General features: G+C 55.7%; 20 protein-coding genes and 1 pseudogene. 12 read left to right on the top strand and 9 right to left on the bottom strand.

Translation table 11 applies throughout. From position 1 onward, the window contains the following. The first annotated feature begins 19 nt into the window (after positions 1-19). The 6 genes from mutM (at position 20) to recF (ending at position 6,622) form a co-directional block, all read left to right on the top strand. Positions 20-871 carry a bifunctional DNA-formamidopyrimidine glycosylase/DNA-(apurinic or apyrimidinic site) lyase gene (gene mutM / locus AC2FH6_RS17265; RefSeq protein WP_496703746.1) on the top strand — a complete coding sequence of 284 codons (852 nt, stop codon included), beginning with the start codon at positions 20-22 and terminating at the stop codon, positions 869-871. Between the two features lie 65 nt (positions 872-936). Continuing rightward, positions 937-1,713 carry an acryloyl-CoA hydratase gene (gene acuK, locus AC2FH6_RS17260; RefSeq protein ID WP_142638228.1) on the top strand — a complete coding sequence of 259 codons (777 nt, stop codon included), beginning with the start codon at positions 937-939 and terminating at the stop codon, positions 1,711-1,713. Between the two features lie 227 nt (positions 1,714-1,940). Continuing rightward, complete coding sequence (rpsT, locus tag AC2FH6_RS17255; protein ID WP_281973595.1) at positions 1,941-2,204, top strand: 30S ribosomal protein S20; 264 nt, start codon at positions 1,941-1,943, stop codon at positions 2,202-2,204. A 549-nt stretch (positions 2,205-2,753) separates the two neighbouring features. Continuing rightward, positions 2,754-4,139 (top strand): chromosomal replication initiator protein DnaA, encoded by a 1,386-nt coding sequence (gene dnaA / locus AC2FH6_RS17250; protein ID WP_142638224.1) that lies wholly within the window; start codon positions 2,754-2,756, stop codon positions 4,137-4,139. 227 nt (positions 4,140-4,366) lie between these two features. After that, positions 4,367-5,488, top strand: a complete 1,122-nt coding sequence (gene dnaN, locus AC2FH6_RS17245; protein WP_142638222.1) for a DNA polymerase III subunit beta — start codon at positions 4,367-4,369, stop codon at positions 5,486-5,488. Positions 5,489-5,527: 39 nt separating this feature from the next. After that, positions 5,528-6,622: a DNA replication/repair protein RecF gene (gene recF, locus AC2FH6_RS17240; RefSeq protein WP_142638220.1), complete on the top strand. Its 1,095-nt coding sequence runs from the start codon at positions 5,528-5,530 to the stop codon at positions 6,620-6,622. Here the strand turns inward: recF and AC2FH6_RS17235 are convergent. Then, positions 6,619-7,185 (bottom strand): carboxymuconolactone decarboxylase family protein, encoded by a 567-nt coding sequence (locus AC2FH6_RS17235; protein WP_271950739.1) that lies wholly within the window; start codon positions 7,183-7,185, stop codon positions 6,619-6,621. The genes recF and AC2FH6_RS17235 overlap by 4 nt on opposite strands. Positions 7,186-7,284: 99 nt before the next feature. Between AC2FH6_RS17235 and AC2FH6_RS17230 the strand changes: the two genes are divergently transcribed. Both AC2FH6_RS17230 and gyrB read left to right on the top strand, forming a co-directional pair. Then, positions 7,285-7,857 (top strand): TetR/AcrR family transcriptional regulator, encoded by a 573-nt coding sequence (locus tag AC2FH6_RS17230; protein WP_496697438.1) that lies wholly within the window; start codon positions 7,285-7,287, stop codon positions 7,855-7,857. 101 nt (positions 7,858-7,958) lie between these two features. Next, the gene (gyrB, locus tag AC2FH6_RS17225; protein ID WP_271950736.1) at positions 7,959-10,376 is read left to right on the top strand and encodes a DNA topoisomerase (ATP-hydrolyzing) subunit B; all 2,418 of its coding nucleotides are present in this window, start codon (positions 7,959-7,961) and stop codon (positions 10,374-10,376) included. 171 nt (positions 10,377-10,547) lie between these two features. Here gyrB and AC2FH6_RS17220 read toward each other — a convergent pair whose 3' ends face one another. The 3 genes and pseudogenes from AC2FH6_RS17220 to AC2FH6_RS17210 form a co-directional block, all read right to left on the bottom strand. After that, positions 10,548-10,778 carry an HNH endonuclease gene (locus tag AC2FH6_RS17220; protein WP_496703166.1) on the bottom strand — a complete coding sequence of 77 codons (231 nt, stop codon included), beginning with the start codon at positions 10,776-10,778 and terminating at the stop codon, positions 10,548-10,550. Positions 10,779-10,814: 36 nt separating this feature from the next. Further along, positions 10,815-11,622 (bottom strand): annotated as a pseudogene (locus AC2FH6_RS17215) (IS5 family transposase). After that, positions 11,567-12,160 carry a DUF6512 family protein gene (locus AC2FH6_RS17210; protein ID WP_496703745.1) on the bottom strand — a complete coding sequence of 198 codons (594 nt, stop codon included), beginning with the start codon at positions 12,158-12,160 and terminating at the stop codon, positions 11,567-11,569. Before AC2FH6_RS17210 ends, AC2FH6_RS17215 begins: the two are co-directional and overlap by 56 nt. 232 nt (positions 12,161-12,392) lie before the next feature. On the opposite strand from AC2FH6_RS17210, the gene AC2FH6_RS17205 reads away from it, so the two are divergent. Beyond that, on the top strand, positions 12,393-12,821 hold the full coding sequence (locus AC2FH6_RS17205) for a c-type cytochrome (RefSeq protein ID WP_496703744.1): 429 nt from the start codon (positions 12,393-12,395) through the stop codon (positions 12,819-12,821). A 351-nt stretch (positions 12,822-13,172) separates the two neighbouring features. Continuing rightward, positions 13,173-13,655 carry a c-type cytochrome gene (locus AC2FH6_RS17200; RefSeq protein WP_496703743.1) on the top strand — a complete coding sequence of 161 codons (483 nt, stop codon included), beginning with the start codon at positions 13,173-13,175 and terminating at the stop codon, positions 13,653-13,655. Positions 13,656-13,795: 140 nt separating this feature from the next. On the opposite strand, the gene AC2FH6_RS17195 is transcribed toward AC2FH6_RS17200, so the two are convergent. Beyond that, on the bottom strand, positions 13,796-14,164 hold the full coding sequence (locus AC2FH6_RS17195) for a hypothetical protein (protein ID WP_496703742.1): 369 nt from the start codon (positions 14,162-14,164) through the stop codon (positions 13,796-13,798). A 622-nt stretch (positions 14,165-14,786) separates the two neighbouring features. Between AC2FH6_RS17195 and AC2FH6_RS17190 the strand changes: the two genes are divergently transcribed. Together AC2FH6_RS17190 and AC2FH6_RS17185 are read left to right on the top strand one after the other, a co-directional pair. Beyond that, on the top strand, positions 14,787-15,383 hold the full coding sequence (locus tag AC2FH6_RS17190; RefSeq protein WP_496703741.1) for a TetR/AcrR family transcriptional regulator: 597 nt from the start codon (positions 14,787-14,789) through the stop codon (positions 15,381-15,383). Between the two features lie 122 nt (positions 15,384-15,505). Next, the gene (locus AC2FH6_RS17185; protein ID WP_496703740.1) at positions 15,506-16,612 is read left to right on the top strand and encodes an alkene reductase; all 1,107 of its coding nucleotides are present in this window, start codon (positions 15,506-15,508) and stop codon (positions 16,610-16,612) included. Positions 16,613-17,083: 471 nt separating this feature from the next. Here the strand turns inward: AC2FH6_RS17185 and AC2FH6_RS17180 are convergent, their stop codons facing one another. The 4 genes from AC2FH6_RS17180 to AC2FH6_RS17165 are packed head-to-tail and all read right to left on the bottom strand — an operon-like array spanning position 17,084 to position 21,212. Further along, positions 17,084-18,595, bottom strand: coding sequence for a mannitol dehydrogenase family protein (locus AC2FH6_RS17180; RefSeq protein WP_496703739.1), 1,512 nt, complete (start codon positions 18,593-18,595; stop codon positions 17,084-17,086). Next, entirely contained in the window at positions 18,595-19,368 is a 774-nt protein-coding gene (locus AC2FH6_RS17175; protein WP_271951890.1) for an L-iditol 2-dehydrogenase, read from the bottom strand. The genes AC2FH6_RS17180 and AC2FH6_RS17175 overlap by 1 nt, the downstream gene beginning before the upstream one ends. Continuing rightward, on the bottom strand, positions 19,365-20,369 hold the full coding sequence (locus tag AC2FH6_RS17170; RefSeq protein ID WP_142639543.1) for an ABC transporter ATP-binding protein: 1,005 nt from the start codon (positions 20,367-20,369) through the stop codon (positions 19,365-19,367). Before AC2FH6_RS17170 ends, AC2FH6_RS17175 begins: the two co-directional genes overlap by 4 nt. A gap of 12 nt (positions 20,370-20,381) precedes the next feature. Further along, the gene (locus tag AC2FH6_RS17165; RefSeq protein ID WP_142639541.1) at positions 20,382-21,212 is read right to left on the bottom strand and encodes a carbohydrate ABC transporter permease; all 831 of its coding nucleotides are present in this window, start codon (positions 21,210-21,212) and stop codon (positions 20,382-20,384) included. Between the last annotated feature and the right edge of the window lie 10 nt (positions 21,213-21,222).

Below are 21,222 nucleotides of genomic sequence, written 5' to 3'. Positions count from 1 at the left end.
TTGGAATAGGAGCCAGGAAATGCCCGAATTGCCCGAGGTCGAGACAGTAAGACGCGGCCTGTCCCCGGCGATGGAAGGTATCGTGATCGAACAGGCGGATGTAAATCGCTCCGATTTGCGCTGGCCGTTTCCTGACCGGATGGCCGAACGGCTGACCGGCCAGCGGGTCGATCGGTTGCGGCGGCGGTCCAAGTACATTCTAGCTGATCTTAGCAGTGGCGAAACGCTACTGATTCATCTGGGCATGTCCGGGCGGATGACGGTCTCGGGTGATCCGCTGGGCCAATTTGCGCATACCCATCCCATGCCCGAGAAACATGACCATGTGGTGTTCCACATGGCCAATGGTGCCCGGATCACCTTCAATGACCCACGTCGGTTTGGTGCGATGGACCTGCTACCTACGGCAACCGCCGAGCATCATAAGCTGTTATCGGTCCTGGGACCGGAGCCTTTGGGCAATGATTTTCATGAACAGCATCTAATCGAAGCGTTCAAAGGCAAGAACACACCGGTCAAATCAGCGCTGTTGGATCAGGGAATCGTTGCAGGACTGGGCAATATCTACGTCTGCGAAGCGCTGTATCGGGGTCGAGTGTCGCCACGTCGCAAAGCGGGACAGATTTCTTCTACCCGCGTTGCCGCGTTGGTTCCGATCATCCGTCAAGTGCTACAGGAGGCGATCGAGGCAGGTGGATCGTCGCTGCGGGATTTCCGGCAAGCCGATGGAGAACTTGGATATTTTCAGCACAGCTTTGATGTCTACGGGCGCGAGGGTGCGCCCTGCCGGACAGGGGGTTGCGGGGCAGAAATCAAGAGAATCACCCAGTCCGGTCGCTCATCCTTCTATTGTGTGCAATGCCAAAGATAGCTTGATCCAAGTTTTTCGCGTGGTAAGGAATCGTACCTGAACGGAACAACCGGAAGCTCTAACTCATGGCTTTTGAGACGATCATCGTCGAAATCGAAGACCACGTCGCCCTCATCAAACTCAACCGCCCCGATGCGATGAATGCGCTGAACACTCAGTTGCTGGGTGAATTGTGCACCGCGTTGGAAGAGGCGGATGGAAACGACAAGGTACGCTGCGTCGTCATCACAGGCTCGGACAAGGCCTTTGCCGCAGGTGCGGACATCAAGGAAATGTCCGAGATGAGCTTTGTTGACGTCTTCACTGTCAACCTGTTTGCCGAGGCCAACGATCGTATCTCGGCCATCCGCAAACCTATCATTGCAGCAGTTGCGGGTTATGCGCTGGGCGGTGGCTGTGAATTGGCGATGCTGTGCGATTTCATCATTGCCGCCGATACTGCCAAGTTTGGCCAGCCTGAAATCAATCTGGGCGTTATTGCTGGGCTGGGCGGCAGCCAACGTCTGACCCGGTTCGTCGGCAAGTCAAAATCGATGGACATGAATCTGACCGGTCGCTTCATGGACGCGGAAGAGGCTGAACGTTCTGGTCTTGTCAGCCGGATTGTACCGGCCAAGAAGTTGATCGAAGAAGCCATTGGCGTGGCCCAGAAAATTGCCGAGAAATCGCAACTGTCGACCATGGCGGCAAAAGAGGCGGTCAACCGCAGCTATGAAGTGCCGTTGAGCGAAGGTATGTTGTTCGAGCGCCGGGTGTTCCATTCGATGTTCGCCACCGAGGACCAGAAAGAAGGCATGGCCGCCTTTCTGGAAAAACGCTCGGCTCAGTTCCGGGACAAGTAAACCGGCCACGAAATATGTATCGAACAGGCGGGCTGAGCCCGCCTTTTTCTTGCCCGCGGTTCAGCAGTGAAGAATCGGCTTGGCAAAGCCTGAAAACTTGGCTATGCACCGCCGCTATACATGCGCGTGCGGCCCGCTTGGCCCGACTCACACTCGTGATTCTGATCCGGTGCGGATATCCGTGGCGCGCTTACTACATAACCGTACCGAACAAAGGTCAGAGACACATGGCAAATTCGCCCCAGGCAAAAAAACGCGCTCGTCAGAACGAAAAGCGTTTCGCCGTTAACAAAGCGCGTCGTTCGCGTATCCGCACCTATCTGCGCAAAGTAGAAGAAGCAATCGCATCCGGTGACAAGGACGCAGCAACTGCTGCTCTGCGCGCAGCTCAGCCCGAACTGATGCGCGGCGTCACAAAGGGCGTCTTCCACAAGAACACAGCCTCCCGCAAAATGTCCCGTCTGTCGGCCCGCGTTAAATCGCTGGGCTGAGTCTTTATGTGACCTAGGGTCACGTAAGCATGGCTGAACTATTCCGAAGGGCGTCGCATATCGCGGCGCCCTTTTGCTGTTGCCAGAATACCGCGTCTTCACGTTGCCGAGAGATTCTTTCGCACAAAGACCCGAGTCAATATCAGAGTTTCGTTGCCGCAGACGTCGGCCTCTTGTTACCACTGATACAGCGATTCACTCGCTTGGGGGGACAGGCTGTTCCTACGATTGTACTGACGGGCATCAGAGCGGTCGAGGAACGAATGTTGGCATCCGGATAAACCGGTTTGCTGATCTGCTGAGGGTCTTGGGGTAACCGAGGATCCGAGCCCTGTCTAAAGATAAGATTGCGAAGCGCAGGCCGCTTTTCGGGATATTCAGGTGCTGGATGTCACGAGTTTGGATTGTGCTGACTTTCAGGGACAAACCCGCCAAACTTCTGCGGTTTGGCGCAGGGTATCCTTTTGCGAGTGACATCGTGATCCGGGCGACCGGGGCTTAGTAATAAGGCCGACAGGCCAATAAAGAATGGGATGCGTGAGGCGCTTAATGACACAAGAGAAATGGGGACTACTGCGTAACAAACTGCTCAAGGCGATCGGAAAGAACAACTATACCACCTGGATCGAGCCTCTTGAATTCCAAGAGCTGCAGGACGGTGTAGCGGTGTTCTCGGTTCCGACGAACTTTATGGGCAATTATGTGAGCCAGAATTTTGCGGATCTTATACTGTATGAGATGAACACCGCCGGAGAATCTGTACAGCGCCTCGCGTTCCGAGTGGCAGCGAACTCTCCGGTACGTCCTTCGAACGACGTGGCAACTGCGCCTGCCCGCGTTCAGGAAGCGCAAACGCAGACTTTATCCGCGACCGCGAATGATGCGTTGGAATCCCTGCAGGCGGCGCCGTTGGATTCTCGTTTCACGTTTGACAGCTTTGTGGTCGGCAAACCCAACGAGCTGGCCCATGCCGCCGCGCGTCGTGTGTCCGAAGGTGGCCCCGTGACTTTTAACCCGCTGGTTCTGTATGGCGGTGTCGGCCTGGGTAAAACCCACCTGATGCATGCCATCGCTTGGGAACTAAAGACCAAACATCCCGAATTGAATGTTCTGTACCTGTCGGCGGAACAGTTCATGTACCGCTTTGTGCAGGCGCTGCGGGAACGCCGGATGATGGACTTCAAACACCTGTTCCGTTCGGTCGATGTGCTGATGGTTGATGACGTCCAGTTTATCGCTGGAAAGGATTCGACTCAGGAAGAGTTCTTTCACACCTTCAACGCGCTGGTAGACCAGAACAAACAGATCATCATCTCGGCCGACCGCGCTCCGGGCGAGATCAAGGACCTGGAGGACCGTGTGAAATCACGCCTGCAATGTGGTCTGGTCGTTGATCTGCATCCCACTGATTACGAACTGCGTCTGGGCATCCTGCAAACCAAGGTTCAGCAATACAGCCGCACCTATCCTGACGTGACTATCGTAGATGGGGTGCTGGAATTCCTGGCCCATCGCATCTCGACCAATGTGCGTGTTTTGGAAGGGGCCTTGACCCGGCTATTTGCCTTTGCCTCGCTTGTCGGGCGAGAGATCGACATGGAGCTGACGCAGGATTGCCTGGCGGACGTGCTGCGCGCGTCAGAACGCAAGATTACCGTCGAAGAGATTCAGCGCAAAGTGTCAGAATATTACAATATCCGCCTTAGCGACATTATAGGCCCCAAGCGTTTGCGCTCCTATGCGCGCCCGCGTCAGGTGGCGATGTATCTGTGCAAACAGCTGACCAGCCGCTCTTTGCCCGAGATTGGCCGTCGGTTTGGCGGACGCGATCACACCACGGTCATGCATGGCGTCAAACGCATCGAAGAACTGAAGACAACCGATGGCCAAATCGCCGAAGACGTGGAAATGCTGCGTCGCGCGCTGGAAGCCTGAGTATCTTCTAGGCATTAAACAGGCGCCCCGGATCCTGATGGCCGGGGCGTTTTTTTGTGCGCAATAGTCCACGGTTGGCTATGAACTGTGACCGCCGGGTCACGCGCCTCTTGACCCTGCGGGCAAACCGACTCAGAAATCCATAAAAAATCCTTGTGCCTCAGGGCGGAGGCGCTAACGTGCCAGTCCCGCCCATTTTCGGCACGCAAGTCAGAGGAATTAAGGGTATGAAGATCAGCATCGAACGCGGCACCCTTCTCAAGGCCGTTTCCCAGGCCCAATCCGTCGTCGAACGGCGCAACACGATCCCTATACTTGCTAATGTTCTGATCGAGGCCGAAGGCGATCAGGCCATGTTCCGCGCCACCGATCTGGATATCGAAGTGGTCGACAAGGCCCCTGCGCAGGTGGAAAAGGCCGGCGCCACCACGGTTGCCGCCACAACCCTGCACGAGATTGTGCGCAAACTGCCCGATGGCGCGCTGGTCACCCTGACCGCCGACAGTGCGGCAGGTCGTCTGACGGTTGAAGCCGGGCGATCGAACTTCTCTCTGGCGACTCTGCCGAAAGAAGATTTCCCAGTTATGGCCTCGTCGGAATACCAGTCGAACTTTACGGCTTCGGCAGCATTGCTGCGCCGTTTGTTCGACAAATCGAAATTCGCCATCTCAACCGAAGAGACGCGGTACTATCTGAATGGCGTCTATATGCATGTTTCAGATGGCTCCGAAGGCGGCAAGGTGCTGCGCTGTGTGGCCACCGATGGTCACCGTCTGGCGCGCATTGACGCAGACCTTCCGGATGGGGCTGCGGACATGCCCGGCGTGATCGTGCCGCGCAAAACAGTGGGTGAGTTGCGCAAGCTGTTGGACGATGACGAGATGGATATCGCCGTTTCCGTCAGCGAAACCAAGGTGCGCTTTGCAACGCCGGATATCACGCTGACCTCGAAGGTGATCGACGGCACATTCCCCGACTACACACGGGTCATCCCGCAGGGCAACACGCGGCAACTGGAAGTGGATGCGGCTGAGTTTGCGCAGGCCGTCGACCGGGTTGCGACGGTCTCGTCGGAACGTTCGCGCGCGGTCAAGCTACAGCTGGACACGGATAAGTTGGTTCTTTCGGTCAATGCACCGGACAGCGGTGCAGCCGAGGAAGAATTGGCCGTCGCATATTCAGATGAACGGCTCGAGATCGGTTTCAACGCAAAATACCTGCTGGAAATTGCTTCTCAGGTAGATCGCGAAAACGCGGTGTTCCTGTTCAACTCCGCTGGTGATCCGACCCTGATGCGCGAAGGCAATGACCTGAGCGCGGTCTATGTGGTCATGCCGATGCGTGTCTGATCGGCTTTGGGGGCTGATCGCTGAGGAAAGAGAGGGGTCATGACCTTGGCCCTGACCGAACTGACGGTCTCGCATTTTCGCTCTCACAAACTGGCGCGTTTGTCGCTGGATGGCCGTCCGGTTGCCATTCACGGACCTAACGGCGCGGGTAAGACCAATATCCTTGAAGCTGTTTCGATGTTTTCACCCGGCCGCGGCATGCGGCGGGCCAGTGCAGCCGAGATGACGCGTCGGCCCGAGGCGCTGGGCTGGAAGCTGTCCGGTCTGCTGCAAGCGCAGGGCCAGAGCTATGAGATCGAGACTTGGTCCGAAGCTGGCGCAGCGCGGCAGGTTCGGATAGATGGCAAATCCGCCAGTCAGATCGATCTGGGCAAGCTGGCGCGGGTCGTCTGGCTGATCCCGTCGATGGACCGGCTGTGGATTGAAGGCGCCGAGGGGCGGCGGCGGTTTCTGGATCGCATCGCGCTCAGCTTTGATCCTGCCCACGCCGAAGCCTCACTGATTTATGAAAAATCCATGCGCGAACGCAACCGGCTGCTGAAAGAACAGGTGCGCGATGCCCATTGGTACGCCGCGCTCGAGGGGCAGATGGCCGAAACCGGGCATCGCATCCATGTGGCGCGCATGGCCGCTCTGGATCATCTGCGCACAGCACAGGATCAGGCCGAAACGGGTTTTCCATCGGCTGATCTTGAGCTGGTTCAAACCGAAGGTGCGATGCCGGAAACGGCGGATGATCTGCGTGAGGCGCTGAATGAAAGCCGCTTTCGCGATCTGGCGGCGGGGCGCACACTGGTCGGGCCACACCGGTCTGACCTGTACGGCGTCTTTGCCGCCAAGGGCGTTCCGGCCAAGGATTGCTCGACCGGTGAGCAAAAGGCGCTGCTGGTCTCGCTGATCCTGTCCAACGCGCGCGCTTTGGCCGGGATGATCGGGGCACCGCCGATTGTGTTGCTGGATGAGGTCGCGGCCCATCTGGATGCCGGGCGCCGCGCCGCGCTCTATGATGAGATTTGCGCGCTGGGCGCTCAGGCCTGGATGACGGGCACAGGGCCTGAGCTGTTTTCGGAATTAGGGGACCGGGCCCAGACCCTGGTTGTCACCGAAGGCGATGAGGGCTCGGTCGTCGATTAGGCCGGTTCGCTGACCTTACGTTCCCACAAGAAGCCGCGCATTACTTCGTCAACTGGGGTTTGTGCCATGTGGTTGACGTAATTCGACATGGTTTTCTGCGCCAGGCCCAGCACCACATCCAACACGGCACGGTGCGAATACCCGGCGTCAAAGAAGGCTTGCAGCTGCGCATCGGTCGGATTGCCGCGGGACTGCATCATTTGCAAAGTGAACGTCCGCAGAGCCTCGAGCTTGGCATTGGGCAGCGCGGTTTCGTTGCGCAAGGCATCAGTGATGTCATCCGACACCTTCATCATCTTGGCGATGCCGGTATGGGCCGGCACGCAATAGTGGCACTCGTTCTCGACATTGATGGTCTGCCAGACGACGGTTTTTTCGTCATTGTCGAAATCGGTCTGCATGAAGAGGCCGTGCAGAACCTGATAGCCTTCCAGATGCTGCGGGCTTTCGGCCATCACCTTATGCAGGCCGGGCAGGCGGCCAAACGCGGCCTGAGATTTTTCCAGCAAAGGTTTGGATGCTTCGGGCGCGGTGGTCAGGTCGTGGGATGGGAAATCGGCCATGTGGATGCTCCATTTTTTGATGTCTGAGTTGGAAATAGTCTTTCTTGAGTGATCACTCAAGTATATATTTGAGTGACCGTTCAAGAATTGGTGATGTCGATGCCCCGCAAACCTACCTATGACCGAGACGCGCTGATCGCGCAGGCCCGCGACATATTCTGGCGCCATGGCTGGGCCGGGACGTCGTTGAAGGATCTGGAGCGCGAGCTGAAGTTGAAACCGGGCAGTTTCTATGCGGCCTTCGGATCAAAAGACGCGCTTTATGCGCTGGCGCTGGAACGTTACACGCAGGACGGTGTAGCGCGGCTGACAGCGCTGGCAGAAGACATCGGGCCGCTGGCCGCGTTAAAGACGCAGCCGCAGATTGTGATCGATTCCAGCCAAACGCCGGTGCAGGCCTGTATGCTCGCCAAGACCTTTGCCGAATTGCAGGCCAGGGATCACCAGCTAGCGCAGAAAGCCAGCCGGCATATGGCTGAGATGAAGCAATGTTTTGCAACGCTGTTTAGGCAGGCGCAACAGGCCCGAGAGATCGGTCCTGACCACGATCCAGAGCGGCTTGCGGCGCGCTATCAATCCGACCTGTTGGGCCTGCGATTGTCCGCTGAACGCAGCGACGTCAACGCCAAGGAAATCGCCGCAGATATCGCCGCAGACCTCGATCAGCTTTGATCGGCTGAAAATCCAAACTCTGGCACAAAATATTGGGGGATCGCGTGACATTCCCCACCAGAGAACGTATAAGTTACCAAAATAATATAGGTACCAACGGCATGTCCGAAGACGCACAGGCACCGCAGGAATACGGCGCGGATTCAATCAAGGTTCTCAAAGGCTTAGAGGCAGTTCGAAAGCGCCCCGGCATGTATATCGGTGACACCGATGACGGCTCGGGTCTGCACCATATGGTGTATGAGGTTGTCGACAACGGAATTGACGAAGCTCTGGCCGGTCATGCCGACCATGTGACAGTGAAAATTCACGCCGATTCCAGCGTTTCAGTCAGCGACAACGGTCGCGGGATTCCGGTGGATATCCATCCCGAAGAAGGCGTGTCCGCCGCCGAGGTCATCATGACCCAGCTGCATGCGGGCGGTAAGTTCGACAGCAACTCGTACAAGGTGTCTGGTGGTCTGCACGGCGTGGGCGTTTCGGTTGTGAATGCGCTGTCCAACTGGTTGGAACTGCGCGTCTGGCGCAAGGGCAAAGAACATGTCGCCCGGTTCGAAGGGGGCGAAACCGTCGAACATCTGAAAGTGGTCGGCGAATGTGGTGACCGTACGGGGACCGAGGTGCGCTTTCTGGCCTCGACTGATACGTTCTCGAACCTCGAATACTCGTTCGAGACGCTGGAAAAGCGCCTGCGCGAGCTTGCCTTCCTGAATTCGGGTGTGCGGATCATCCTGGTCGACGAACGCCCCGCAGAACGGCTGGAAACTGAGCTGTTTTATGAGGGCGGCGTGAAGGAATTCGTCAAATACCTCGACCGGTCAAAGTCGTCTGCCATGCCCGAGCCGATCTATATCAAGGGTGAGCGGGACGATATCGGTGTCGAAATCGCGATGTGGTGGAATGACAGCTATCACGAGTCGGTTCTTCCCTTTACCAACAACATACCTCAGCGCGATGGCGGTACTCATATTGCGGGTTTCCGGGGTGCGCTGACCCGCACGATCAACAACTATGCCCAATCTAGCGGCATTGCGAAAAGGGAAAAGGTCAGCTTTACCGGCGATGACGCGCGCGAGGGCCTGACCTGCGTGTTGTCGGTCAAAGTACCGGATCCAAAGTTTTCCTCACAGACCAAAGACAAGCTGGTCAGTTCCGAGGTCCGCCCTGCGGTCGAAGGGATGGTGAACGAGAAGCTGGCTGAATGGTTTGAGGAAAACCCAAATGAAGCCAAAATCATCGTGGGCAAAATCATCGAGGCTGCTCTGGCCCGTGAAGCCGCACGAAAAGCCCGTGAACTGACCCGCCGCAAAACGGCGATGGATGTGAACTATCTGGCCGGCAAGCTGAAGGATTGTTCCGAGAAGGACCCGTCAAAGACCGAAGTTTTCCTGGTCGAGGGGGACTCGGCTGGCGGCTCGGCTCAGACAGGTCGGGATCGTTTGACACAGGCCGTGTTGCCGCTGCGTGGGAAAATCCTGAACGTGGAGCGTGCACGGTTCGACCGGATGCTGTCGAGCCAGGAAATCGGCAATCTGGTAATGGCGTTGGGCACGGGCATTGGCCGCGATGAGTTCAATATCGAAAAGCTGCGCTACCACAAGATCGTTATCATGACGGATGCGGATGTGGATGGCGCACATATCCGGACGCTGTTGTTGACCTTCTTCTTCCGGCAGATGCCAGAGCTGATCGAAGGCGGATACCTGTATATCGCGCAGCCGCCGCTTTATAAGGTCGCGCGCGGTAAGTCCGAGGTGTATCTGAAAGATCAGGCGGCACTGGATGACTACCTGATCAATCAGGGCGTCGAGGGTGCGGTGCTGAAACTGGGTTCGGGCGAGGAATTGACCGGCCAGGACTTGGCGCGCGTGGTTGACGAAGCGCGCCAGCTGAAACGCGTTCTGGATGCATTCCCGACACACTATCCGCGCCACATTCTGGAACAGGCCGCCGTGGCCGGTGCCTTTGTCCCCGGTGCGGTTGATGCCGATCTGCAAGGCGTGGCCGACAAGGTCGCAGCCCGTCTTGACCTGATCGCATTGGAATACGAACGTGGCTGGCAGGGTCGGATCACGCAGGATCACGGCATCCGCCTGGCTCGTATCCTGCGCGGCGTTGAAGAGGTGCGTACGCTGGATGGCCCGATGCTGCGCTCGGGCGAAGCGCGCAAGACCGGCAGTTTTACCCAAAGCCTGCAGGAGATCTATAACACATCCGCAACCCTGATCCGCCGCGACCGGTCGCAGGCCATCCACGGTCCGCTGGACCTGTTGCGTGCCATTCTGGAAGAGGGTGAAAAGGGCCTGTCCCTGCAGCGCTATAAGGGACTGGGCGAGATGAACCCAGATCAGCTGTGGGAAACCACGTTGGACCCGGATGCACGAACGCTGTTGCAGGTACGGGTGAATGATATGCTCGAAGCTGATGACCTGTTTACTAAATTGATGGGTGATGTCGTGGAACCGCGCCGTGAATTCATACAGAAAAATGCTCTGAGCGTCGAAAATCTGGACTTCTGAATTTTTGTAGGGGCGCGCACAAACCTTCACGCACCCCATAAGTTTGCACGATTTGCTCATAAGCCTGCAATGTTTCGCGATAATGGTGCAGAGAAAAGTGAGTAAATCGCCTTACGCGGGTGCCGAATGATAGATTTCAGCTTCTCCAGGATTGAACACCTGTTCGCGATGCTAGATCAGGTTCTCCTTGTGCCCAGCAGTTAGACTAGAGATCCGCTTGGAATGTCCGGACAAAGAGCTCAATGCCGGCGCGGACAGTTTACTCGAAAACCTAGGCGTCCCATCGTCCTTGAAAGTCACCAGACCCTTGTCGAATGCTGCGTCCCATAATGCTGACAGCAAAATTCCGTTGTGGACGTCCAACCGCTCAGCATCAGTTTCGCAGTCTTTCCACGGCTTAATGTGTGAGGCTCTAGGTCATGTTGACAAATGGCGGATCTAGAGGCGGATTGAAGTGATATCCACGAAGCCGAGGAAGCTTTCGGCTGTCTTATCATAGCGGGTAGCCACCCGCCGAGCATTCTTCAGTTTGTTGAAACATCTCTCGACCAGGTTTCTCAGCCGGTAGAGGGGCCAATCCAACCCAATGCGCCTCTTTCGGGACTTTCGCATTGGGATCACCGGTCGAATGCTTCGGCTGTGCAGTTCGGTGCGAATACGGTCGGCATCGTACTATTTGTCGGCCAGGAGCTCGACTGGCTCCGGCAGGTTGTCGTCCATAACCCGATCAAACCAAGATAGTCCGATGTCTGGCCGGGTTGTGATGTCAGTTCTCATCGGCAGCCCAGCGGCATTTACCCGGAGGTGGATCTTGGTCGTGAAGCCGCCTTTTGAGCGGCCAAACCCTGTTGCGGAGTCCCCCTTTTGCGCCCGCTGCCTCCCTCTCGGGACATTGCTGGCGCAATGCCCTGCCGGGCAATGGATGATGGGCACGAACCACTGCACTGTCGACCATCTGAAGAGCGTCAGGAACGATCCTGCTCCCGGTCAAGGCTTCCAGGATCTGTTCCCAGAGCCCCGCGAGAGTCCATCGGCGGAACTGTCGGTAGAAACTCGACCACTTCCCAAACTCCTCAGGCAGGTCTCGCCATGGGGCACCTGTACGTGCAATCCAGAAAACGCCATCAAGAAAAAGGCGATGGTTGGTAGGTTTGCGCCCGTTCGGGGCACGGACCGAAAGGATGAACCGTTCAAAGAACGCCCACTCCTCGTCCGGCATTAGACTTCGTGCCAAGCTGGCCTCCATCGCAGATACCGGCTTGAATAACGATCAGAGGTCGCTGTGAATCCCTTTCATCAACACGACCTAAGGTACTATAGGCGACGACTTGAACCCCAAAGAGAACCAGGCCGAATACATGGATGAGTTCACGAATTCGACCTTCATAATCAAGCATCAGAATTGACACGATCTGGCCGATGCAAATTGCTGCAACAAATAGTCCAATATCAAAAACCAAAAAGTTGCGCTCAAGTATCACTGTGTATGCCGTGAATACTGTCACAATCGAAATAGCAGTAATTGCGAGGCTAAATCCCTTAGCACTAAATACGTCCCTTCTTGTAAGTTGGGGTGGAAGCGGCATTAGGCAGGACCAAAAAAATCCTGGCCTAAAAGTCAGCTTTAAGTGTTCCCAAATTGACTCGTTGACAGCTGCCACAAGCGCCACTGGTGCCCAACTTCCCAGCAAAACATATGCAAAGTACAGCCCGGATCTGAGTAGGATCATCAGGATCGCCCCAATCGCTTCGAGCCAAACTATTCGGGAAGAGGGTTCCAGCATGTTTGGATCCCCCAATCCAGATTGTCGTATACTTTGCTTAGATTCTCAAAAGTGAAATGCCCACAGGACATAGAAGGTCTACAAATAGCTTTCACCGCCCATGGTGAGCGGCAATGCCCAAGTCCTTGTAAGAGTTTCTTAAAGTTGACCCTCATCGATTTTCAAACCGCAGTTGCGGTCATTGCCATGCGCTACAATAGACCGTAGGCTTGATTAAAAACCGGGGTAGAGCATGCACGCTAAAAGGTGGGTTATATTATCGGCTGGATTTATTGCTCTGGCCACGGCGTCGTGTTCAGACCTGTATCCTGACGCCGATGTCATGCCCACTCGCGCTGATGGAGCGGCCTTTTTCTCAGAAAACTGTACTTCTTGTCATGGTGTGGATGGTAGAGGCGGTGGCCCGGCAAGCAGCGGTCTTTCTGTTGCGCCAACAGATTTGACAACATTGAGCGCGAAGAACGGAGGCATTTTCCCTCAAGCACGCGCACTTAGCTACATCTACGGCGACCCGGAAAACAGCCATCTTGCTCGGGTTATGCCGGAGTTTGGCGGGGAAATGGTGGAAGACCTAGTTCCGGTTGAAATCGAGGGTGTCTTGACGCCCACTCCACGGGAATTAGCGGGTTTATTGTTCTTCTTAGAAAGTATCCAACAGTAGATTAGTGATCTTGGCGTTAGATCAGAAATTGACAGTTTGTCGGTGTTCTGGATTTGCACCTTTTTTGACCAGGTGACTATTGCAGACCCAGCATTGTGAAGCGCCGTGGTCTGCTATGCGTAAGCAGTCACTCAAAATAATCTGGCCGAATTGGCGTGCCGAGCCCAATTCTGGCAAACTGCGAGTTGACATATGATTTATGTCAAAGAGCCGAGCACCGTCACATGCTAAATACCGAATGTTAAATGGTGAAGCTGTTCTGAGCTCGCTGCTGCCTGTCCCCATCAATCGGTTTTGGGCCACAGGATAGCGAACGTTATATGGTAAAGGACCGACGTTGACCGGAGGAAGATGTCGGTTCATTTTTGTTGTAGAAACTCTCGTTTAGCAAAGGACCTCCAGCTTATGAGGTACTTTATGATCGCTGCAAGCATGGGCATTTCTTCGGTTGCAACGATATCTGCGGCCGACGAGTTTTCGGACCTTGGGAAAGACCTTTTTGTCGAGCATTGCGCCAGGTGTCACGGAGTCGATGCGACAGGAGATGGGCCTGACGCCACTGATTTGAAAACACAGCCTGCTGATTTAACAAAGATTTCCGAACGCCGGGGGGGCGTGTGGCCCATGTTGGAGGTCATGTCGATCTTGGACGGTTATTTGAAATTACAAGAACCACGCGATGACATGCCGATAATCACCGAATTGAATGACGGCCCTGCTGTCGAATTCGATACGGGCAACGGTTTGGTTGCGCGTATTCCTTCCAGACTTATCGAAATTGCTGAGTATTTGGAGAGTATTCAGTCTCCGAAGCCGGAACGGTATGTTCCGTGAAGTTCTGCTCCACAGCTAAGTACGCTAAAGAGTGCTGCGTTGAGTTCCCTGATCTCGCTATTCTTGCCGGAGGCGGAAACAGCAAGGGAGACACGAATTTGCCAGATGCTGTACGACGTATGAGTGACCAGAAGCTAACACTAAGCTGCCATCAGACCACCAGCTTCGCCTGCGATATCGACTATGCAGTCATCGCCGGTCTGAATGCGATTTGCCGGACTTTCCCCTCGGAGTTCTGAATTGGGTGAGGTTAACCAGAATGCGCATTGCCACGGCGTCATTTCACGTGGCAGGGCTTTCAACACTTTTTCCATCAAAGGAAGCGGGGTTCCATCCTCAGCAAACTGGAAAGATGGATAGGCGTTGGCCCCTTTGTAAGGCAAAGAAAGTACCTTCCCGGTTCTTGTCCAGATATCGGCTATCCGCGTGATCTGCCAGGAGCCATTTTGCCATTGTGCGTGCACGCCGGCATCGTCCAACAACGGATACTCAAGCGCAAAATCATCCATCCGGATGTCATTGACTGCGCTACAATGTCCCTCGAAACTATGCAAATACATCTACTTACTCACCGAACTCACTAACAACTCATGAAACGATACTGACAAGAAATCGTTCTAGCCAAAGTTAAGAAGTTCACATTGGGCGAATTAAACTTCAGCTAACCTCGTTTTTTTTAACCTAGCGCGCTGAAATTACTGTTGGTTTGCTTACAACGGCCCGCCGTACTGATGCTAATAAAACCAGTTCTGAATTCGAGGCTTTGTTACTCATTGGGGTGGTAATCCTCACAAGCTGAGGGCATTGGCCATGGATCTACCGAACCAATCTCTGGTTTGTGAGTGATCAACATCTACGTATTAGACAAATCCGCCAGTCACTCTGTCCAGTGTTGGAAACGAGTACCGAGCGTGGCCTCTCTTTTCTAGGAACACGATCCTCTTCGTCTGACACTCCCGCAAGAAGACTAACAGTCCTGATCCTAAGATTAGCGTGACACCAAACGCGCCGGGGAGGTTTTGCATTTCCACGGACCTAAATTCCTTTCTCTGGTCACAATACGGACTGACCATTCCAAAAATTCCCTACCGCCACCTTGAATTTCTGGGCCGACCATTCCACATCTTGCTCATGAGCAAAGAAACTCTCGCAGTTGGCGACATCAAATCACCCGCAGGCCCGGGTAGGCCTCGCGCCTTTGACGAAGCTGAGGCTTTGGAAAAAGCCTTGTGCGTTTTTTGGCACAAGGGCTACGAGACCGCATCTGTGGATGATCTGACCAAGGCCATGGGTTTGAGCCGGTCCAGCTTCTATGGAACGTTCGTCAACAAACAGACTTTGTTTCACAAAGCCCTCAGGCACTATTCAAGGCGTGGTTTGAAAAATCTGCGTGACGTTGCAGATGCGGGCGGGGATGATCCCGTTGGTGCGATAATGGAAGCTTTGGCGAACCCGCAAGGAGGTCGTGACGGCTGCATGCTTATCAACTGCCTGACGGAACTTGCTCCGCAGGATGATGAAGTGGCGGCTCTCGGACGGCACCATTTGGAGAGTATTGACGAGATTATTGCGAGAGCGCTTGAGCCTTCGGACCCGGGACGGGCACTCGACAAGGCGCGTGCTTTTGCCTCCCTTGCAATCGGCACACTAGCTTTGCGCAAGGCGGGTGTTCCCGCGGATCAGATATCACAAACCCTGAAACAAGCCCGGTTGGTGATTTCGCCATAAGGCCTCCCGCCACCAAAAGGAAATGAAACCTAACACAAACTCAAACAAGAGACAGTGACCCTAATATTGGACTAATTGGTTCAATAATATCTGAACGAAGTTTACCAAAGAAGGAAGCAGCAATGGCTGATAAAAAACTGTTCTCCGGCATCAAAGCTGGTGCAATCGAGCTGAAAAACCGCGTTGTCATGGCACCACTGACCCGCAACCGGGCAAGAGCCGAAGATGACAGCGTCCATGAATTGCAGACCAAGTACTACGTGCAACGGGCGGGTGCTGGATTGATCATCACGGAAGCTTCGCAAATCTCGCCCCAAGGCAAAGGCTATGCCTGGACACCTGGCATTTATTCCGAAGCACAGATCGACGGCTGGAGAAAAGTGACTGAGGCCGTCCATGCTGAGGGCGGCAAGATCGTGATCCAGCTTTGGCATGTGGGCCGGATTTCGCATACCAGCTTACAGCCGGATGGTGGTGCCCCTGTTGCGCCATCTGCGATCGGCGCCAAGGCCAAGACCTTTGATGGTGAGCAGTTCGTCGAAACATCTGAGCCGCGGGCTCTGGCTGTCGAAGAAATTGCTGGCATCGTTGCCGACTACCGGAGGGCCGCAGAAAACGCCAAGGAGGCCGGTTTCGACGGTGTCGAGGTCCATGCAGCCAACGGATACCTTATCGATCAGTTCCTGAGGGACGAGTCCAACAAGCGTGAAGACGAATACGGCGGTCCTGTCGAGAACAGAGCACGGTTTCTGAAAGAGGTCATGGACGCAGTTGTTGACGTGTGGGGCGCCGACCGTGTTGGTGTCCGCCTAAGCCCGTTCTCGGACGCCAACAACATCTCCGACAGCGACCCGCAGGCGACATTCACTCATGCGGTCAAATTACTGAATGGCTATGGGCTGGCCTATCTCCATCTTGTGGAGGGACAGACCGGCGGCCCCCGCGATATTCCGGAAGGTGGCGATCTGAAGATGCTCTATGATCTGTTTGACGGTGCGAAAATGGGCAACAACGCTTATGACCGAGACATGGCGATTGAAGCGGTTGAAACCGGAGTCGTCGATCTGGTGGCCTTTGGCCGGCCGTTTATTTCCAATCCTGATCTTGTCAACCGGTTGGAGAAAGGCGCCGCTCTGAATGAGCTCGATCCAACCACGCTCTACGGCGGCAATGAAAAAGGGTACACCGACTACCCGGTACTGGAAGAGAAAGCTGTTGCCGCAGAGTGATACATCGCTCTTAACTCCGTAGTGACAAGCAATACCAAGCAAAGTGAGCGCGTCGGTTTGGACGCGCTCACTTGGCAATTACGGGAATATCCATTCTCGAAGCGAGGATCTATCACAAGCCCTCGAAAGAACTGCTTCCCTATGATCCGGGCCGAATATTTCCAATAAGAATTTACTCTTGATTGAGAAACGCCCGGCTTTAGTTGAAGAAGATGTTTGGTGACTACCATCAATTGAGCGCGTTTCTCGAACCGCGCAATGTTATGGGCAAATCGCGCAAATTTATGCGCAAAAGTCTTCAATTTTCGTGAGTAAAATCAATGGCGCCGATGCAGCGTTATGAGAACACCTACAATTTTTATGGGTGCGCGCCAATTTGCAGTGTCAGAACCCCTGCGCCGCGTTTGCACGTGATACGTCACGGAACTGCGCGGTTTTGGCCCGCGACTGATCTCCATGTGTGTTGACCGGTTACTCTGACGCGGAGGTCTGCGCGACGTAGTCTGCTATCGCAGCGCGGCTGCCATGTCTCCAGATCTTGGTCAGCCAAAAAGAAAAGGCCTGACCAAAGCGGGTATCTCGGCCAATCTCGCCGTAATACTGATCCTGCTCGATCCACAGTTTCGGGTCATCTCTGGACGCCAGCGCGATGTGCTGAAGAGCGTCCCAATGGGGGTCGTTTGGCGCAATTTCAGACCCATCCTCGCGCCTGCCTGCACACATCCGGCACCAGAATGCCTCGGCCAGGGCCAGCCCGCTGGGGGCAGGGTCCGAGGCAACCGCGTCACGCAGCGAAGGCAGCAAGAAACCGGGATGCCGTGAGGATCCGTCAAACGCGACGCGGCGCGTGGTGTCATGGATGGCGGTGTTTGCAAATCGCTTTTCGACCAGATCAAGATATTCACTTGGTTTAGCGCCGGGGACAGCAGCGACATGCGGGAGGATTTCTTCTGCCTGAACTTTAGCGAAAAACGCCAGGATATCAGAGTCCTGCATGCATCGTGAAATCGTCGGGACGTTCAGGATTTCTCCGACATTCGCAAGCAGCTGATGACCGCCGTTCAAAATACGCAGTTTCATCGTCTCATAGCTATGAACATCGTGGGTCAGTGTGACACCGACTTGTTCGAGCGGCGGACGCCCTGCGCAAAAATTGTCCTCGATCACCCATTGGCGAAAGTTTTCATGTGAGACAGGGACGCGGTCATCGATTCCAAGTCCGTGGCATTGCGAAACAACCTGCTCTGTCGTAGCGGGTACAATGCAATCCACCATCGAATTGGGAAATGCGCCATATTGGTCGATCCATGTGGCTAGATTCGGGTCAGACATACGCGCCAAACCAACAATGCAGTTTCGCAGGATCACCCCGTTGCCCTGAAGGTTGTCGCAGCTGAGTGTGGTAAAGGGTTTCAAACCCTCCTTCTTGCGCTGTCGAAGAGCTGCAACAATGGCGCCAAACGCGGTTCGCGGCTGGTCTGGATGGGCGGCATCGTATCGAATGTCTTCGTGATCGGCGTTGAACGCGCCGGTATTGGCGTCCAGAAAATAGCCGCCCTCGGTCACTGTAAGCGACACAATCCGGATGGACGGATCGGCCATCTGCCGGATCAGCGTCGCATTGCCCTCTTCGATTGGCAGGTAGTCGATCATGGCTCCGACAATTTCGGCGGATATTCCCTTTGGGTCCAGCTCGATCAGTGTTGTCAGAAAGTCCTGCGCCAGCAACCTCTCTCGCATTTCGGCATCATAGCTGCGGACACCGGCCCCGATGATCGCCCAGTCCAGTGCTTGGCCCTGTTGCATCAACTGGTGGATATACCAGGCCTGATGCGCGCGGTGAAAATTGCCCAGCCCGATATGGACGATGCCGGGTTTCAGGTCTGTGGGCAGGTAATTCGGTGTCCTGACAGTCGCAGGCATATCTGCAAAGCTGTCGCGCCGCAGCCGCACCGGGGGATTTGCGTTTGCCAGAGGGTTCATCAGCTCATCCAGTTCCCGCCGTCGACATTGTAGGTTTGCGCGACGATATACTGCGCCTCGTCCGAGGCCAGAAACACGGCCATTCCGGTCAGGTCTTCGGCACGGCCCATCCGTCCGTGCGGCACCGCTGCGGCTACTTCGCGTTTCTTCTGCCCGGGCTCTTTGCCCTCATGCTTTGCAAAAAAGGCGTCCACACCATCCCAGTGTTCGCCATCGACAACCCCCGGAGCAATGGCATTTACGTTGATGCCGTGTTGGATCAGGTTCAGCCCTGCAGATTGGGTAAGCGAAATGATAGCGGCTTTGCTTGCGCAATAGACGGCGACCAGAGGCTCGCCCCGTCGTCCGGCTTGCGATGCCATGTTGATGATCCGGCCTTTGGTCCCGTGTTCGATCATGTGGCGCGCGACGGCCTGCATCGTGAACAAGGCGCCCGAGACATTGATGTCAAAGACGCGGTTGTAGTCGGCACGCTCGATTTCGATGATGGGTGCTGCGGTAAAGATGGCAGCGTTATTGATCAGAATGTCGATGGGACCGAAATGTGAAGCCGTCTTTGCCACCGCGGCATCGATGCTCTGCTGGTTGGTCACATCCGTCTCGATAGCCAAAGCGGCCTCACCGATTTCGGCGGCCGCGGCTTGCACGCGCGCGCCGTCAATGTCGGCCAGCGCGACACGGGCCCCTTCGGCAACATAGGCTTTGGCAAAGGCCAGTCCGATGCCACGCGCGGCCCCGGTAATCAGGGCGGTTTTACCGACCAGACGTGTCATTCGATCCGCAGGCCCTTTGCGTCAAACCGATGGATCACATCCGCGCGTGGCGTCAGATAGATGCGGTCGCCGTGGTTGAAGCCAACTTCACCCCCCGCTCGTACGGTGATCGTGTCCGCAAGGCCGGTTTCGTGAATGTGGAAGAACGTGTCCGAGCCCAGATGTTCGGAAACCCCAACCACCCCGGACCAGGTGCCGGAACTGTCGGATACCTCCAGATGCTCGGGGCGGACCCCGATCGTGTGGGCGTCATGTTTCGCGGCCTCTTCGCCCGCAATGAAGTTCATTTTGGGTGATCCGATAAAGCCCGCGACGAATAGGTTTCGGGGAGTTTTATACAGCTCGAGCGGGCTGCCGACCTGTTCAATCACACCGGCCTGCAGCACGACGATCTTGTCGGCCATCGTCATCGCCTCGACCTGGTCGTGGGTCACATAGATCATCGTGGTTGCAAGGCGCTTGTGCAGCTCGCTGATTTCAAGCCGCATTCCAACGCGCAAGGCGGCGTCGAGGTTCGAGAGTGGCTCGTCAAACAGAAACGCCGCAGGCTCACGTACGATGGCGCGGCCAATGGCAACGCGCTGGCGTTGACCCCCGGACAGTTGGCCCGGTCGGCGATCCAGGTAATCGGTCAGGTTCAGGACATCAGCAGCGCCTTCTACGCGGCGGTCAATCTCGGCCTGATCCAGCTTGGCCATGCGTAGCGGGAATGCGATGTTCTTGCGCACCGTCATATGCGGGTACAGCGCGTAGGATTGGAACACCATTGCCAGACCGCGCTTTGCGGGCGGCACATCGGTGGCATCCGCCCCGTCAATGTCGATATTGCCCGAGGTGATATCCTCCAGCCCGGCAATCAGCCGCAACAAGGTGGATTTACCACAGCCCGAGGGGCCGACGAAGACAGTGAACTCGCCATCTTGAATGGTCAGGTCCAGCGGCGGAATGACTTCAACGTCGCCAAATTTCTTGGTCACGGATTTGAGTTGAATGCGTCCCATGCGGAGTTTTCCTTATTTCACGGCGCCGAAGGTCAGGCCGCGGACAAGTTGTTTCTGGCTGAACCAGCCAAGGATCAGGATTGGTGCGATTGCCATGGTCGATGCAGCGCTGAGCTTGGCAAAGAACAGGCCCTCGGGGCTTGAATAGCTGGCGATGAAGGCCGTCAGCGGTGCCGCGTCAACCGCGGTCAGGTTGAGGGTCCAGAACGCCTCGTTCCAGGCGAGGATAAAGTTCAACAGGATGGTCGAGGCGATACCGGGCACCGCCATGGGCGTCAGCACATAGAGGATTTCCTCTTTCAGCGTTGCCCCGTCCATGCGGGCGGCTTCCAGGATCTCGCCGGGGATTTCGCGGAAATAGGTGTACAGCATCCAGACAATGATCGGCAGGTTGATCAGCATCAGAACCACAACCAGACCTGCGCGACTGTCCAAAAGCCCAAGCCGGATGAACAGCAGGTAGATCGGGTATAGAACACCGACCGCAGGCAGCATCTTGGTGGACAGCATCCACAGCAGGATGTCCTTGGTGCGTTTTGATGGCACAAAGGCCATCGCCCAGGCGGCGGGCACCGCGATGATCACGCCCAATATGGTCGAACCACCCGCGATGATGACCGAATTCCACAGGAACCGCATATAGTCCGAGCGTTCCTGAACGATGGCATAGTTTTCCAGCGTCCAGTCAAAGTTCAGAAACAGCGGCGGGCTGGCGATGGCCTGTGCTTCGGTTTTGAAGCTGGTCAGGATGGTCCAGAGGATCGGGAAAAAGATCAGCAGCCCAACGGCCCATGCCAGGGCGGTGTTAAGCGACTTGCGACGGGGTGTAACTGAGCGGCTCATATCGTTACCT

The sequence above is a fragment of the Ruegeria sp. CDSC045 genome, from assembly GCF_059610725.1.
This window is presented reverse-complemented; position numbering and strand designations above follow the sequence as displayed.

What these genes read in the sequence shown, in the direction of transcription:
- mutM (WP_496703746.1), top strand. Translation starts at nt 20, where the DNA reads ATGCCCGAATTGCCCGAGGTCGAGACAGTAAGACGCGGCCTGTCCCCG.
- AC2FH6_RS17235 (WP_271950739.1), bottom strand. Translation starts at nt 7,185, where the DNA reads ATGGCCGATTTCCCATCCCACGACCTGACCACCGCGCCCGAAGCATCC.
- AC2FH6_RS17180 (WP_496703739.1), bottom strand. Translation starts at nt 18,595, where the DNA reads ATGAACCCTCTGGCAAACGCAAATCCCCCGGTGCGGCTGCGGCGCGAC.
- AC2FH6_RS17230 (WP_496697438.1), top strand. Translation starts at nt 7,285, where the DNA reads ATGCCCCGCAAACCTACCTATGACCGAGACGCGCTGATCGCGCAGGCC.
- AC2FH6_RS17195 (WP_496703742.1), bottom strand. Translation starts at nt 14,164, where the DNA reads ATGGATGATTTTGCGCTTGAGTATCCGTTGTTGGACGATGCCGGCGTG.
- gyrB (WP_271950736.1), top strand. Translation starts at nt 7,959, where the DNA reads ATGTCCGAAGACGCACAGGCACCGCAGGAATACGGCGCGGATTCAATC.
- AC2FH6_RS17200 (WP_496703743.1), top strand. Translation starts at nt 13,173, where the DNA reads ATGTCGGTTCATTTTTGTTGTAGAAACTCTCGTTTAGCAAAGGACCTC.
- AC2FH6_RS17165 (WP_142639541.1), bottom strand. Translation starts at nt 21,212, where the DNA reads ATGAGCCGCTCAGTTACACCCCGTCGCAAGTCGCTTAACACCGCCCTG.
- dnaA (WP_142638224.1), top strand. Translation starts at nt 2,754, where the DNA reads ATGACACAAGAGAAATGGGGACTACTGCGTAACAAACTGCTCAAGGCG.
- AC2FH6_RS17205 (WP_496703744.1), top strand. Translation starts at nt 12,393, where the DNA reads ATGCACGCTAAAAGGTGGGTTATATTATCGGCTGGATTTATTGCTCTG.
- recF (WP_142638220.1), top strand. Translation starts at nt 5,528, where the DNA reads ATGACCTTGGCCCTGACCGAACTGACGGTCTCGCATTTTCGCTCTCAC.
- AC2FH6_RS17175 (WP_271951890.1), bottom strand. Translation starts at nt 19,368, where the DNA reads ATGACACGTCTGGTCGGTAAAACCGCCCTGATTACCGGGGCCGCGCGT.
- AC2FH6_RS17190 (WP_496703741.1), top strand. Translation starts at nt 14,787, where the DNA reads ATGAGCAAAGAAACTCTCGCAGTTGGCGACATCAAATCACCCGCAGGC.
- AC2FH6_RS17185 (WP_496703740.1), top strand. Translation starts at nt 15,506, where the DNA reads ATGGCTGATAAAAAACTGTTCTCCGGCATCAAAGCTGGTGCAATCGAG.
- acuK (WP_142638228.1), top strand. Translation starts at nt 937, where the DNA reads ATGGCTTTTGAGACGATCATCGTCGAAATCGAAGACCACGTCGCCCTC.
- rpsT (WP_281973595.1), top strand. Translation starts at nt 1,941, where the DNA reads ATGGCAAATTCGCCCCAGGCAAAAAAACGCGCTCGTCAGAACGAAAAG.
- AC2FH6_RS17210 (WP_496703745.1), bottom strand. Translation starts at nt 12,160, where the DNA reads ATGCTGGAACCCTCTTCCCGAATAGTTTGGCTCGAAGCGATTGGGGCG.
- AC2FH6_RS17170 (WP_142639543.1), bottom strand. Translation starts at nt 20,369, where the DNA reads ATGGGACGCATTCAACTCAAATCCGTGACCAAGAAATTTGGCGACGTT.
- dnaN (WP_142638222.1), top strand. Translation starts at nt 4,367, where the DNA reads ATGAAGATCAGCATCGAACGCGGCACCCTTCTCAAGGCCGTTTCCCAG.